Raw genomic sequence first — 13700 nt, forward strand, 5'->3', positions numbered from 1 at the left:
TCAGATGGCAATGGTGTCGCGATAAAGCCGCTCTTCAACCCGCTCCAGCGAGCCGAGCGCGAAGAAATCATCATAGGCGAGGATTGGCTTGTGGGCGATCAATTCTGAAACGAAAGCCTCCGAGCCCAGCTCCTCCTCGATCGCCTCGACTTCGGCCGAAAGCGGCCGATCGACAACATAGAAGTCGGCATGCTTGCGCACGACGTCGTAGAGCATACGTGCCACGCCCTCGGGCTTGTCGCCGAGAATGTCCATCGCCTGCGCAGATAATAGGGCCTCAAGGGCGGCAAGACGCTTCAGTGCCCGCATCTGCCGCTCGAAACGCTCGATGACCAGCGGCAGGAAGGCGGCCTCGTCTTCCATGCCGGCGGCAACCACAAGCGACTGCGCCGAGACCGGATTGGACATGGAGAGCACGCGCGAGAATATCTCGCCGGCAAGCTTGATGATGGGGCCGAAGCCGGTTGCGATCCTGCCTTCCGGCACGAGATTGACAGGCAGGCCGCGCCGCTGGCCGTTGCCGAGCAAGACGCAGCGATTGAAGGCATTGCGGGCGGCATGGGCCATGCAGATGACCGCCGCTTCCAGAAGCACGGTGACATCGAGCGGAAGAGAGCCGCCTGAGGTCATCACGCGACCGTCGACGATGACCGGGTTGTCATCCGAACGGCCGGTCGCGGCCAGAATCTTATGGCCGGCGGTCAGGAGGTTTTCGATGACGGCGCCGAAGACCTGGGCGATCATGCGCAGGCTGAGCGGGTCCTGCACATGGGTGGCGACCGGCCAGGGCCATTCTTCCGAGGCGTTACAGAGCCAGGCACCGATCAGGGCTTCGCGCGCGGTGCCGACATGGCGCACGGAAATCCACGGATCGCGAGAGGCGCCGAGCGCGCCAGCGGCCATCATGCCAGTCGCAAGCAGCACGCGGATCGAGGCGGCGGCGTTGCGGGTCGTCTCGGCAGCGGCTGCGAAGCTGACCGCATTGACGCTGAGCGAGGCCAAGCTGTCGCGCGGCATCATCCTGACCGGAGCGATGCCGGCGGCATCGAAGGCATCGGCAGCCTGCATGCGTCGGCCGCGATAGACGGCTTCTCCAACGCCGGTCAGAACCGCGCCGATCTGGCCCATCAGACCGATATCCGCGCAGCCGATCGAGCCCGTGCGCCTGACGACGGGAATGACATCCGAGCTCAAGAGCTGCAGATAGGCTTCGATCAATTCTTGCGAACAACCGACCTGACCGGTGAGAGCCGTATTGACGCGGATCGCCATGGCATTGCGGACGACCGACATGGAGAAGGGGGCGCCTGTGCCGAAATGATGGGCGCGCACGAGACCGAGATTGAAGGCATCGAGATCTTCAGGGGACCATTCGACATCTTTCATGGCTCCGACACCCGTTGTCGAGCCGTAGACCGGCATGCCCGATTGAATGGTGCTTTCGAGAACGTTGCGCGCCAGTCGCACCCGCGCCATGCCGCTTTCCGATGCCGACGGCAGCACCGCCCCCGCGCCGATCCGCACCAGATCGCTGAACCCAAGGGGTTGTCCGGTGAGTTCGATGCCGGCTCTCTGACGCTCCATCGCTGCTGTTCTCCTTTTTTGCAAGGCTATGCGAGCCTTATCGTCAATGGGATATCCCAAATGGCGAACACCTTGATCCGTGCCGGACAGACTGATTTTGAGACGAGTGCGCACATCGCGCAACTCTATGTTTGCGCGCGCATGCGGCTTCCCGCACCGGCCAAGCTATTTCGGCCGAGGCGAGAAAGAAGCATCAGAAAGCTTGGCGATCAGCCAAGATGCCAGGCGATGTAAAGCAGCGTCAGCGCAATCACCCAAAGCGCGAAGCGGCCGGAGCGGCTGTGCTTGGCCTCGGCCTTGCCGATCGCTTCGGCGGTCTGCGGATCGAAGCGCAGGCCGTTTTCGCTCATATGCAGCAGTTCGTGGTGGAATTTTTCGGTCTTGGCCGCAATCTCAGGCGCGGCTTCGGCGAGCTTCACAGCTGCCTTCAAACCATCCTTCAGATCGGTCATGATCCGCTTCGGGCCGAGATTGGTGCGGATCCAGTCGCCGACCACCGGTTCGGATGCTTTCCACATGTTGAAGCGCGGATTGAGCATGCGCGATACGCCCTCGACCACGACCATGGTTTTCTGCAGCATCACCAGCTCGGGCCGCGTTTCCATGTCGAAGAGTTCGGTCACTTCGAAGAGCAGGGTCAGAAGCTTGCCCATGGAGATGGTTTCGGCCGGCTGGCCATGGATCGGCTCGCCGATGGCACGGATGGCCTGCGCAAAACTCTCGGTATTGTGATGGGCAGGTACGTAGCCGGCTTCGAAATGTACTTCGGCCACCCGGATATAATCGCGGGTGATGAAGCCGTACAGGATTTCGGCGAGGAAGCGGCGCTCCTTCTTTCCGAGACGGCCGACGATGCCCATGTCGACGGCGACGATCATGCCCGTGGGATCGACGAAGAGATTGCCGGGATGCATGTCGGCATGGAAGAAGCCGTCGCGCAGCGTGTGACGCAGAAAGGACTGGATCAGCGTATCGGCGAGTGCGTTGAGATCGTGTCCGGCGGCTTTTAAGCCCTCGACGTCGGACATCTTCACGCCGTCGATCCACTCCATGGTGATGACGTCGCGGCCGGTACGCTCCCAGTCGACCTTCGGAACGCGGAAGCCGGGATCCTTCTCGGTGTTTTCGGCGATCTCGGAGAGCGCGGCGGCTTCCAGCCGCAGATCCATCTCGACCTTCGTGGTCTGCTCGAGCGTCTTGGTCACTTCCACGGGTCGGAGGCGCCGGCTGGAGGGCATAAACCGCTCCTGCATACCCGCCACGAGATACATTGCCTTGATATCGTTAGAAAAACGCTGGCGCACGCCAGGCCGGACCACCTTGACGGCAACGCGCTTGCGCCCTTCGGCCGTGTCGACCTCCGCCGGATGCACCTGCGCTATCGAAGCGGCGGCAATCGGCTCGCCGAAGCTGGCGTAGAGATCGTCGATCCGCCGCCCGAGCGACGCCTCGATCGCCGCCGTCGCCATAGTATGCGGAAAAAAAGCCATCCTGTCCTGAAGCTTCGACAGGTCGTTCGCCATGTCGACGCCGACGACATCGGGTCGAGTCGCCAGGAACTGGCCGATCTTCACATAGGAAGGCCCGAGCCGCTCGACTGCCTGGGCAAGCCGGTCGCTGCGGGCCTGGCTCTTCGCCTTCCGGCGGGCAAAGATGCTGACGAAGGATTTGGCAAGGCTGACGGAGGGCGGCAGCCCTTCCGATGGCAGCGCCATGACCACGCCTTCGCGCACGAGCACCCAGCCGACCCGAACAAGGCCGAAATATGCGCTGAAAGCACTCATATCGTCTCAAGGTCTCGGAATATGGAGGCCAAAAGCCGGGTCGGGTGACTGGATATCATGCTTCAGAGCTTCCAGCCGGAGTGCAGCGCGGCAATGCCGCCGGTGTAATTGGTGAAGCACACGCGCGCGAAGCCGGCCTCGCGGATCATCGTCGCGAAGTCCTGCTGGTTCGGGAACTTGCGGATCGATTCCACCAGATATTGATAGGGCTCGGCATCACCCGTGATCGCCTTGCCGAACTTCGGAATGGCGTTGAAGGACCAGGCGTCGTAGACGCGGTCGAGCAGCGGCAGGTCGACTTCGGAGAATTCGAGCACGAGCAGCCGGCCGCCGCGCTTCAGCACGCGATAGGCTTCCTTTAATGCCACATCGATATGTGGAACGTTGCGGATGCCGAAGGCGATCGTATAGGCGTCGAAGGAATTCGGCTCGAAAGGCAGTTCCTCGGCATTCGCCTCGACGAAAGTGAGATTGTCGGAGAGCTTCTTCTTTTCGGCGCGTTCGGCACCGACGCCGAGCATCGAGCCATTAATGTCGAGCACCGTCGCGTGCGCCATCCGGTTCGAGGCCTCGACAATACGGAAGGCGATATCGCCCGTGCCGCCGGCAACATCGAGCACCTTGTAGGCGGGATCCTTGCGCGGGTTGAGCGCCGCGACCATCGCATCCTTCCAGGCGCGATGCATGCCCATGGACATGACGTCGTTCATGACGTCGTAGCGCTTGGCGACCTTGTGGAACACCTCGTTGACGAGGCCCTGCTTTTCACCATCGGCTACTTCGCGGAAGCCATAGGATGTTTCCATGCCGCCATCGGCGGAGGTGCGGCTGTCTGCCATCGGCTCAACTCCGTTACATTACAGCGCCACGCGTCATTTATGGCGCGTAAAGGTCGCTGTAACACTTTAAACTTGCTGCATAATTCTCTCCTTAAATCGATTCCGGTCTAAGGAATTATGCAGTATTCAGCGGCGGACCATAGCGAAATCGCGTTTGCCACGCTATCTCATCAGCCAGATCACCAGCCGCAATGCCTTGGGCTATAGCTCAGATCATAAGCGGTTGAAACATAAAGATGGATAGCCATGCCGGAATTACCAGAGGTCGAAACCGTCAGACGCGGGCTGGCACCTTCCATGGAAGGTGCGGTTCTCAAGGAATTGGAGCTGCGCCGCAACGATCTGCGCTTTCCTTTCCCTGTCGATTTCGCTGAGGCCGTTTGGGGTCGCGGCATCACGTCGCTATCGCGCCGTGCCAAATACCTGCTGATCGATCTTGATGATGGCAAGACGATCGTCGCGCATCTCGGCATGTCCGGTTCGTTTCGGGTCGAAGCCGGTCGGGAGGCGCGAACGCCGGGCGAATTCCATCATCCCCGTTCCAAGGACGAGAAGCACGATCATGTGGTCTTCCATCTGGCGAGCGCTGGCGGTGATGCACGCGTCATCTACAACGACCCACGTCGCTTTGGCTTCATGGACATGGTCAGGCGGACCGAGATGGCCAGCCATCCCTTCTTCCGCGATCTCGGGCCGGAACCCACGGGCAATGAACTCGATGTCGATTATCTGGCTAAGCGTTTCGCCGGCAAGGCGCAGCCGCTGAAGAGCGCGCTGCTGGACCAGAAGAACATCGCCGGTCTCGGCAATATATATGTGTGCGAGGCGCTGTGGCGCTCTCACCTGTCGCCGTTGCGCGCCGCCGGCACGCTGGTTATGGATACCGGCAAACCGACCGAAGCGCTACTGGCGCTGGTCGAGGCGATCCGCGAGGTCATTGCCGATGCGATAGCCGCAGGCGGTTCGTCGTTGCGCGATCATATCCAGACGGACGGTTCGCTCGGCTATTTCCAGCATTCCTTTTCCGTCTATGATCGTGAAAGCCAGCCTTGCAGTACGCCCGGTTGCGGCGGTACGGTCAGTCGCATCGTCCAGGCGGGGCGCTCTTCTTTCTACTGCGCTTCCTGCCAAGGCTGATTGAAGGTCCAAAGCTGGTAAAAGGGAGAGAGACGTGGCTTACGAAACCCTCATCGTCGAAACACATGGGGCCGTCGGTCTCATCAGGATCAATCGGCCGCAGGCGCTGAATGCGCTGAATTCAACGGTCCTCTCCGAATTAAAGCAGGCCTATGCCGCTTTTCATCTCGATGATGCCATCGGCGCGATCGTGCTCACCGGCTCGGAAAAGGCCTTTGCCGCCGGCGCCGACATCAAGGAAATGCAGTCGCTCGATTTCGTCGACGCTTACAAGAATGACTTCTTCAGCGGCTGGGCCGAGATCGCCAATGCCCGCAAGCCCGTTATCGCGGCGGTCAGCGGCTTCGCGCTCGGCGGCGGCTGCGAGGTGGCGATGATGTGCGATTTCATCATCGCCTCGGAGACCGCCAAATTCGGCCAGCCGGAAATCACGCTCGGCGTCATCCCTGGCATGGGCGGCTCACAGCGACTCACGCGCGCGGTCGGCAAGGCGAAGGCGATGGACCTGGTATTGACCGGTCGCATGATGGATGCGGCAGAGGCGGAACGTTCCGGCCTCGTGGCGCGCGTCGTGCCGGCGGACAAGCTACTCGAGGAGGCGCTGGCCGCCGCCGCCAAGATCGCATCGTTATCGCTTCCCTCGGTGCTGATGGCCAAGGAAGCGGTCAACCGCGCTTTCGAAACCACGCTTGAGGAGGGGTTGCGTTTCGAGCGCCGCCTGTTCCATAGCCTGTTTGCCACAGAGGATCAGAAGGAGGGCATGGCGGCCTTCGTCGAGAAGCGCAAGCCGTCCTTCAAGAACCGCTAAGGGTCGGGATTCAGGAATTACGCGGGTTTGGCGAGAATCCGCGTTGACGACGCGGCTCATTCCGGTTATATGCCCGCCACAGTTTGGAAAGCCGCTCTGGTTTTCCGCAATTGCTCCCGCATTGCTGGATGAAGTGGCCATGGGGCCCGCGCCGCAAGGATGGAGTTTTGTTCGAATTCTAAGAGAGGCATACATGGCCAATACTACCTCGGCGAAAAAAGCGACCCGCAAGATCGCCCGCCGCACCGATGTCAACAAGGCTCGTCGCTCGCGCGTTCGCACGTTCGTTCGCCAGGTCGAAGAAGCCATCGCATCGGGTGATGCAGATCGCGCAAAGGCAGCTTTCGTTGCTGCTCAGCCGGAACTGGCTCGCGCAGCCACCAAGGGCGTGCTTCACGCCAACACCGCTTCCCGCAAGGTTTCGCGTCTTGCCAAGCGTGTGAAGGCCCTTTCGGCCCCGACCGCATAATCTTTCGTTAACGATTTAATCGTTAGAGTTAAGCCCGGCCCTCGCGCCGGGCTTTTTGGATTCGGCCAAAAAAATGCCGCATTGCCAAAAATGGCCGGCCGATCATGTCATTGACGTGACAGAAATATACCTTTGGAAACAGAGGGTTGCGGCAGGATATCCCAGCGCTGGGTGATCTGCATGACGCATTGCCGGCTCACAACTGAGTCAAGGGATTTTTTATTTTTTTTCTTTTGAAAGCTGTGGGAATCGCGTTCGACAGGAATCTCTTTGATTCAACAGCGATTCTTTTTTGAAGGGCTTGTGACAGTCAAAAATGGCCTCCGGAGTCAATGGCCGCCTCTTAATTTTGTGTAAAATTCATCGTTGATATCTGCCTTCGATCCTGCCTAAATGGATTTCAACAAGGGGCGCGGATCTCACCTTAAACGGCTTCGGCAAACACCGTCACGTATGGCGGTGGAGGTGGTTTTGTCTCTTGTGACGGAGCAGTTCAGTTCCGTTTTTTCAAACAGTTGACGAGTAAGAACCGGAAGCGGCGACGCTTGCGGAACGAGGAAGCTTGTCTGTCCTTTGCGGCCCAAATCATTGGCGCGGCTGCAGGGAGGGGAGAAAAATTGACAGCCATTGGAGCGGTCAGTCGGAATACGAGGGCCGATTGATGCTCCGGTTACAGACGCCGAGACGAAGGCTGCTTTAAAGAGCGGTTTTTGCCACAGTGTTCCTGTAAAGCCCGCAGGCCGGGCGTGGCTGATGAACCGGTATGCGGCGCAGCTTGGACAACGAGCGTGACCGTCATGCCATGGCGAAGAACCAAGGGCGGCAGTGATGTGCTCCCGCCCTATAAAGAGACTGTGGAAGGCGGCACTATATGCAGATACATACGAGGGCGACGGGTGCGTTGGAAAATGGGGACAATGCGCAGGCGTTCGGTGCGGTTTGCTTAGAAGCGGCGGGGGAAAAGGGTGACGTGGCGCAAAGTAACTTGTTCGAGCGCGTCAGCGCGCGCTTGAAGGCTCAGGTCGGACCCGATGTCTATGCCAGCTGGTTTGCGCGGCTCAAGCTTCATTCGGTATCGAAGAGCGTCGTTCGCCTCACGGTCCCGACGACATTTCTGAAGTCCTGGATCAACAATCGCTATCTCGATCTCATCACCAGCCTGTTCCAGGCTGAGGATGCCGAGATCCTCAAAGTCGAAATTCTGGTGCGCACCGCGACCCGGCAGGGCGCGAAGCCATGCGCCGATGAGCAGCCGGCGGTGCCGGATCAAACGGCTGTCGCGCCGATCCGCCGCGCCGTCGCCCAGCCGGCTGGCCAGGTCGTCGCCCAGGCGGTGAGCGCGGCTGCGGCTGCCCGGCCCGCGACGGCGGGTGCGCCGCTCTTCGGCTCTCCGCTCGATTCCCGCTTCACCTTCGATACGTTCGTCGAAGGCAGCTCGAACCGCGTCAGCCTTGCCGCGGCAAAGACCATCGCCGAAGCCGGCTCCGGCGCCGTGCGTTTCAATCCGCTCTTCGTCCATGCGACCGTTGGTCTCGGCAAGACGCATCTGCTGCAGGCGATCGCCAATGCAGCGGTGCAGAACCCGCGCGGCCTGCGTGTCGTCTATCTGACGGCGGAATACTTCATGTGGCGCTTCGCAACCGCTATCCGCGATAATGACGCGCTGACGCTGAAGGACTCGCTGCGCAATATCGACCTGCTCATCATCGACGACATGCAGTTCCTGCAGGGCAAGATGATCCAGCACGAGTTCTGCCATCTGTTGAACATGCTGCTCGACAGCGCCAAGCAGGTCGTCGTTGCTGCCGATCGCGCTCCCTGGGAGCTGGAATCGCTCGATCCCCGCGTTCGTTCGCGCCTGCAGGGCGGTGTAGCGATCGAAGTCGAGGCGCCGGACTATGAAATGCGCCTTGAGATCCTCAAGCGCCGTCTCGATGCTGCCCGTCAGGATGATCCGTCGCTGGAAATCCCGGCCGAAATCCTCTCGCATGTCGCCCGCAATGTCACCGCCAGCGGCCGCGAGCTGGAAGGAGCCTTCAACCAGCTTATCTTCCGCCGCTCCTTCGAGCCGAACCTGACGGTAGAGCGCGTCGACGAGCTGCTGGCGCATCTGGTCGGCTCCGGCGAGCCGCGCCGCGTCCGCATCGAGGACATCCAGCGCATCGTCGCCCGCCACTACAATGTGTCGCGCCAGGAACTGGTTTCGAACCGCCGTACGCGCGTCATCGTTAAGCCACGCCAGATCGCCATGTACCTGTCGAAGACGCTGACACCGCGTTCCTTCCCGGAAATCGGCCGTCGCTTCGGTGGCCGCGATCACACCACGGTCCTGCATGCGGTGCGCAAGATCGAGGAACTGATCGCCGGCGACAGCAAGCTGTCGCACGAGATCGAGCTGCTGAAGCGCCTCATCAACGAGTAAGCCGAGCGATCGGCATTCACCACATAGTCTACGGCCGGCTTGATCCCCGGCCGTTTCTTTTTGCGCTCCAAGCGCGCTTTAGGTCGGCGGCGTCGTGCGCGATACCTCTGAAAACAGCCAGGCGCGCAGGGCCGCGACGGCCGGCCTTTCCAGCGCACCCGGCTGATAGACGAGATGATAGGCGAGCGCGCTCGCAAATCCGGTCGGGAAAGGCGCAACGAGCGTGCCCTCAGCCAGCTCCTGCTCCACGAAGGACCGGCGCATCAGCGCGATACCGAGGCCTGCCTTCATGGCGTGATAAGCGCCCATGCCATCGGTGAAGACCGGTCCGTGCATGGCATCCACCCGCGTGGCGCCGACCGCCTTCAGCCAGAGCTCCCAGTCGCGCCGATAGACATCGTGGATCAGCGTCAGGCCGGCCAAGTCATCTACAGCGGGAGAGGGGCCAAGCGCCGCTGCCATTTCCGGCGCGCAGACCGGCACATATTCGTCATCGAGAAATCTCTCGCTTGCCAGTCCCTCGTAGCCGCCGAGGCCGTGGCGAATGGCAATGTCGATCCCATCCCGCTGGAAATCCATCATGCGATAGGAAGCGCTGATGCGCAGGTCGATATCGGGATGGGCCTCCTCGAAGCGCCGCAGCCGCGGCACCAGCCAGTGCGTGGCAAAGCCGGCAGTGCAGGTAAGGGTCAGCACCGTATCCTTGGCGCGCATCGCCAGGGCCGCTGTCGCCTCGCGGATGAGGCGGAAGGCCGTTCGCATTGTCGCGAAATACTCGGCGCCTTCACTCGTCAGCGCCAGGCTGCGGGCTCGCCGCTCGAAAAGCCGTACCCCGAGGCTGCTTTCGAGGTCGCGGATCTGCAGGCTGATGGCGCCTGGCGTCACACGCAGCTCGCTTGCAGCCAGCGTCATGCTGAGATGCCGGGCGGAGGCCTCGAAGGCGCGCAGCGCCGAAAGGGATGGCAGTTGATCCATGATGATTGAGCTCAGCTAAACCATAATTCGAAAAAGACTCGTTTGCCAGAGCCTCCATATAGCGCAATTATTCCAGCAATTACGGTGGTTGGCAATCATGTCGCGATTGGCAACAAATAAGTAAAACTCAATCAGCTGATGCTGGAGATGATCAGATGGCACAGAAATCCATGGGCGCGGTCGAATGGAGCATGCTGGTGGGGCTATCCATCCTATGGGGCGGCTCCTTCCTGTTCAACGGCATTCTGGTGCGCGAGCTGCCGCCCTTCACCATCGTCACAGCGCGCGTCGCACTCGCCGCTATTGCTCTGCATTTCATCGTGCGTGCCACCGGACATGCGATGCCGAAAGACCGTCAGACCTGGCTCGCCTTCTTCGGCATGGGCTTCCTCAACAATATCATTCCTTTCCTGCTGATCGTCTGGGGGCAAACCCATATCGCCAGCGGGCTTGCCTCGATCCTCAACGCCACCACGCCGCTCTTCGCCGTCGTCGTCGCCCATTTCCTGACGGAAGATGAGAAGATGACCGGCAATCGGCTGATCGGCGTCATCGTCGGCTTTGTCGGCGTGGCCCTGATGATCGGCACGTCGGTGCTGGCAAGCCTTGGCTCCAACGTGCTGGCGCAGCTGGCCGTACTGGGTGCCGCCTTCAGCTATTCGCTCGCCGGCATATTCGGCCGCCGCTTCCGCCGCATGGGGCTGGCACCGATCATTCCGGCCGCCGGTCAGGTTACGGGCTCGGCGATAATGCTGCTGCCAATCGCGCTCTTCGTCGATCGCCCGTGGACGCTGGCAATGCCGTCCACCGAGACTTGGGCGGCGCTGGCCGGCCTGGCCATCCTGTCGACCGCCATCGCCTATGTGTTGTTCTTCCGCATCCTGGCGACGGCCGGCGCCACCAATCTGATGCTGGTGACTTTCCTGATCCCCGTCAGCGCCATACTGCTCGGCGCGCTCATTCTCGGCGAAAGCCTGCAGCCGAAGCATTTCATCGGCATGGCCCTGATAGCGGTGGGTCTGGCGGCAATCGATGGCCGCCTCTTCACCCTTCCCTCGAGGGTAGGACCATTGCATATGAAATAGAAGGTGCCCCTCACCCCAGCCCTCTCCCCGTTTTGACGGGGAGAGGGGGCGATCTCATCAACTCCCTTCGCCCCGCGTGCGGGGAGAAGGTGGACTCGAACAGTTGAGCGAAGCGAACTGTGAGAGGACGGATGAGGGGCTAACCTGTCCATATGCGATTACCCTTCCCTTGAGGGGGAGGGTCGGCACGTAGTGCCGGGGGTGGGGCGATCTCGTCAACAGCCGAGTCATCATCTCACATGCGGGATCACCCCCATCCGCCGCTTCGTGACGCCCCTCTCGAGGGGAAAGTGGTCAGCAGGCGAGATCGGCGACGACCGAGTCGAGAACCAGCATTCCCGCCGCCGTGCAGCGCAGGCGGGAATTGCCGATCCGCTCTATGAAGCCGTGTTCCAGTAAAAACGCTTCGCGCTGCGGGTCGGGATCGCGGCCGGAAAGCTGCTGCCAGCGGGCGAGATCGACGCCCTCCCGCAGCCGCAGGCCCATCAGCAGCAATTCGTCGGCCTGTTCATCAAACCCAAGCATTTCCTGGTCGACCATGCCGTGCCCGTCCCGCTCGACCATCTCGAGCCAGCTTTCCGGCTTGCGCTCGGTCGCGGTCGCCAGCTTCTGCGGGCCTCTGGTAAGGCGGCCATGGGCGCCGGGGCCGATCCCGGCATAGTCTCCGTAGCGCCAATAGGTGAGATTGTGCCGGCTCTCGGCGCCGGGGCGCGCGTGATTGGAAACCTCATAGGCCGGCATACCCTCGCGCTCGGTGATCTCCTGCGTCGCTTCATAAAGCAGCGCCGACTGATCGCCATCGGGCACGATCAGCTTTCCGGCCTTATGAAGGCCGTAGAAGGGCGTGCCTTCCTCGATCGTCAGCTGATAGAGCGAGAGGTGATCGACCGCATAGGAGATTGCCTCCTTCAGCTCGCGCTCCCATTCCTCGACGGTCTGGTTGGGGCGGGCATAGATGAGGTCGAAGGACATGCGCGGGAAGATCTCGCGCGCCAGCCTGATCGCCTTCAGCGCATCCTCGACATTGTGCAGACGTCCGAGGAACTTCAGGTCGCGGTCGTTCAGTGCCTGCACGCCCATCGACACGCGATTGACGCCGGCGGCGCGATAGCCGCGAAAGCGCTCGGCCTCGACGCTCGAGGGATTGGCCTCCATGGTGATCTCGATACCGTCGGGCACATGCCATGTCCTAGCAATGCTATCGAGCACTGCGCCGACCGTTTCCGGCTTCATCAGCGATGGCGTGCCGCCGCCGAGGAAGACGCTTGTCACTGTCTTCGGGCCGCTGATCATGCGCATCGTCGCCATTTCCTTCAGAAAGGCGGCGGCAAAGCGCTCCTGATCGACAGGCTGATGGCGGACATGGCTGTTGAAATCGCAGTAGGGACACTTGGCCGCGCAAAAGGGCCAATGCACATAGACGCCGAAACCGGGTTCGCCGGTATCGGGCAGCAATTGCGCCCCGTGCATCAGATCTTGTGTGTCCACGATTTCCACGGGATTAGCTTACGCCTCCAGGCAGGTTTCGACAAAGATCTTGAAGGCGCGGGCGCGGTGCGACAGCGCCTGCTCGTCGCCGGGCTTCCAGCCATGCTTTTGCTCGGCGCTCATTTCGCCGAATGTGGTCTGGTATCCCTCCGGCTGGAAGACCGGGTCGTAGCCGAAGCCCTGGCTGCCGCGCGGCGGCCAGACGACCGTGCCTTCCACTTCGCCGCGGAAAAGCTCGGTATGTCCATCCGGCCAAGCAAGGCAGAGCACGCTGACGAAGCGGGCCGTGCGGCTCTCCGGCGTGGTGGCGCCGGCCTTTTCCAGGGCGGTTTCGACCTTCCGCATGGCCATGGCGAAGTCACGCGTCCCGTCAGCCGTCTCCGCCCAATTGGCCGTATAGACGCCGGGATCGCCGCCGAGTGCATCGATAACCAGACCGGAATCGTCCGAGAGTGCCGGCAGGCCGGAGGCATTGGCGGAGGCCAGCGCCTTGATCGTCGCATTTTCTTCGAAGGTCGTGCCCGTTTCGTCCGGTTCGATGAAGTTGAGATCGGCGGCGGACTTGGCGGTAAAGCCGAGCGGCCCGATCAGATCGCGTATTTCCTGGATCTTGCCGGCATTGTGGCTGGCGACGACGATAGTCTTAGTATCGAGCTTGCGCATGTGCTGTCCTGTCATAGGCCCCAGATGCGGGGTTCGGCGCATTCCAGACTGTTGCCGGCCGGATCGCGAAAATAGATCGAACGGCCGCCATTCGGCCAGTGAAAATCGGCTTCGATATCGACACCGGCAGCCTTCAGCCTCTCGGCCATGGCCTCGATATCGTTGCCATCGACACGGAAGCAAACGTGACCATGACCCTTAGTCCCATGCGGCGGCACGGGCAGGGCGCCCGGCTCGTGCGGCTTGACCGTTTCTTCACTGTTGAAGATCAGGAGCACACCCGGCCCGCAGCGATAGAAGACGTGGCGGTTGCCGCCTCGCGATATCTTCTTCAACCCGAGTACGCCGCTATAAAAGGCTTCGGCGGCATCGAGATCGTCTGCATAGAGGGCAGTTTCAAGAACGCCTGTGAGTGTCGCATTGCTCAACGGATTAGCCCCTCACCC

At 61.3% G+C, this 13700-nt stretch carries 12 protein-coding genes; 5 read left to right on the plus strand and 7 right to left on the minus strand.

Annotated elements, in window-relative coordinates; translation table 11 throughout:
- From FBZ97_RS23710 to ubiE, 3 genes are all read right to left on the minus strand, one after another.
- On the minus strand, positions 1-1584 hold the full coding sequence (locus tag FBZ97_RS23710) for an aromatic amino acid lyase (protein WP_145322231.1): 1584 nt from the start codon (positions 1582-1584) through the stop codon (positions 1-3).
- A 209-nt stretch (positions 1585-1793) separates the two neighbouring features.
- Positions 1794-3368, minus strand: a complete 1575-nt coding sequence (gene ubiB / locus FBZ97_RS23715; protein WP_145322233.1) for a 2-polyprenylphenol 6-hydroxylase — start codon at positions 3366-3368, stop codon at positions 1794-1796.
- 62 nt (positions 3369-3430) lie between these two features.
- Positions 3431-4207, minus strand: a complete 777-nt coding sequence (gene ubiE / locus FBZ97_RS23720) for a bifunctional demethylmenaquinone methyltransferase/2-methoxy-6-polyprenyl-1,4-benzoquinol methylase UbiE (protein WP_145322235.1) — start codon at positions 4205-4207, stop codon at positions 3431-3433.
- Between the two features lie 246 nt (positions 4208-4453).
- Between ubiE and mutM the strand changes: the two genes are divergently transcribed.
- The 4 genes from mutM to dnaA all read left to right on the plus strand — a co-directional run bounded on the left by mutM (position 4454) and on the right by dnaA (position 9043).
- On the plus strand, positions 4454-5344 hold the full coding sequence (mutM, locus tag FBZ97_RS23725) for a bifunctional DNA-formamidopyrimidine glycosylase/DNA-(apurinic or apyrimidinic site) lyase (RefSeq protein WP_145322238.1): 891 nt from the start codon (positions 4454-4456) through the stop codon (positions 5342-5344).
- Between the two features lie 34 nt (positions 5345-5378).
- The gene (locus tag FBZ97_RS23730; protein WP_145322240.1) at positions 5379-6152 is read left to right on the plus strand and encodes an enoyl-CoA hydratase; all 774 of its coding nucleotides are present in this window, start codon (positions 5379-5381) and stop codon (positions 6150-6152) included.
- A gap of 193 nt (positions 6153-6345) precedes the next feature.
- Positions 6346-6621, plus strand: coding sequence for a 30S ribosomal protein S20 (rpsT, locus tag FBZ97_RS23735; protein WP_004108374.1), 276 nt, complete (start codon positions 6346-6348; stop codon positions 6619-6621).
- A gap of 871 nt (positions 6622-7492) precedes the next feature.
- On the plus strand, positions 7493-9043 hold the full coding sequence (dnaA, locus tag FBZ97_RS23740) for a chromosomal replication initiator protein DnaA (RefSeq protein ID WP_069611125.1): 1551 nt from the start codon (positions 7493-7495) through the stop codon (positions 9041-9043).
- Positions 9044-9121: 78 nt separating this feature from the next.
- On the opposite strand, the gene gcvA is transcribed toward dnaA, so the two are convergent.
- Complete coding sequence (gcvA, locus tag FBZ97_RS23745; RefSeq protein WP_186449543.1) at positions 9122-10018, minus strand: transcriptional regulator GcvA; 897 nt, start codon at positions 10016-10018, stop codon at positions 9122-9124.
- A 155-nt stretch (positions 10019-10173) separates the two neighbouring features.
- On the opposite strand from gcvA, the gene FBZ97_RS23750 reads away from it, so the two are divergent.
- Positions 10174-11103, plus strand: a complete 930-nt coding sequence (locus FBZ97_RS23750; RefSeq protein ID WP_145322244.1) for a DMT family transporter — start codon at positions 10174-10176, stop codon at positions 11101-11103.
- A 294-nt stretch (positions 11104-11397) separates the two neighbouring features.
- Here the strand turns inward: FBZ97_RS23750 and hemW are convergent, their stop codons facing one another.
- The 3 genes from hemW to FBZ97_RS23765 are packed head-to-tail and all read right to left on the minus strand — an operon-like array spanning position 11398 to position 13682.
- Positions 11398-12573: a radical SAM family heme chaperone HemW gene (hemW, locus tag FBZ97_RS23755; protein WP_145322752.1), complete on the minus strand. Its 1176-nt coding sequence runs from the start codon at positions 12571-12573 to the stop codon at positions 11398-11400.
- Between the two features lie 36 nt (positions 12574-12609).
- Positions 12610-13254: an RdgB/HAM1 family non-canonical purine NTP pyrophosphatase gene (rdgB, locus tag FBZ97_RS23760; protein WP_113351329.1), complete on the minus strand. Its 645-nt coding sequence runs from the start codon at positions 13252-13254 to the stop codon at positions 12610-12612.
- An 11-nt stretch (positions 13255-13265) separates the two neighbouring features.
- Complete coding sequence (locus FBZ97_RS23765) at positions 13266-13682, minus strand: VOC family protein (RefSeq protein WP_113351328.1); 417 nt, start codon at positions 13680-13682, stop codon at positions 13266-13268.
- Between the last annotated feature and the right edge of the window lie 18 nt (positions 13683-13700).

The sequence above is a fragment of the Rhizobium sp. ERR 942 genome, assembly GCF_007828395.1.
Lineage (GTDB): Bacteria > Pseudomonadota > Alphaproteobacteria > Rhizobiales > Rhizobiaceae > Rhizobium > Rhizobium dioscoreae.

What these genes read in the sequence shown, in the direction of transcription:
- FBZ97_RS23710 (WP_145322231.1), bottom strand. Translation starts at nt 1,584, where the DNA reads ATGGAGCGTCAGAGAGCCGGCATCGAACTCACCGGACAACCCCTTGGG.
- ubiB (WP_145322233.1), bottom strand. Translation starts at nt 3,368, where the DNA reads ATGAGTGCTTTCAGCGCATATTTCGGCCTTGTTCGGGTCGGCTGGGTG.
- ubiE (WP_145322235.1), bottom strand. Translation starts at nt 4,207, where the DNA reads ATGGCAGACAGCCGCACCTCCGCCGATGGCGGCATGGAAACATCCTAT.
- mutM (WP_145322238.1), top strand. Translation starts at nt 4,454, where the DNA reads ATGCCGGAATTACCAGAGGTCGAAACCGTCAGACGCGGGCTGGCACCT.
- rpsT (WP_004108374.1), top strand. Translation starts at nt 6,346, where the DNA reads ATGGCCAATACTACCTCGGCGAAAAAAGCGACCCGCAAGATCGCCCGC.
- dnaA (WP_069611125.1), top strand. Translation starts at nt 7,493, where the DNA reads ATGCAGATACATACGAGGGCGACGGGTGCGTTGGAAAATGGGGACAAT.
- gcvA (WP_186449543.1), bottom strand. Translation starts at nt 10,018, where the DNA reads ATGGATCAACTGCCATCCCTTTCGGCGCTGCGCGCCTTCGAGGCCTCC.
- FBZ97_RS23750 (WP_145322244.1), top strand. Translation starts at nt 10,174, where the DNA reads ATGGCACAGAAATCCATGGGCGCGGTCGAATGGAGCATGCTGGTGGGG.
- hemW (WP_145322752.1), bottom strand. Translation starts at nt 12,573, where the DNA reads ATGCACGGGGCGCAATTGCTGCCCGATACCGGCGAACCCGGTTTCGGC.
- rdgB (WP_113351329.1), bottom strand. Translation starts at nt 13,254, where the DNA reads ATGCGCAAGCTCGATACTAAGACTATCGTCGTCGCCAGCCACAATGCC.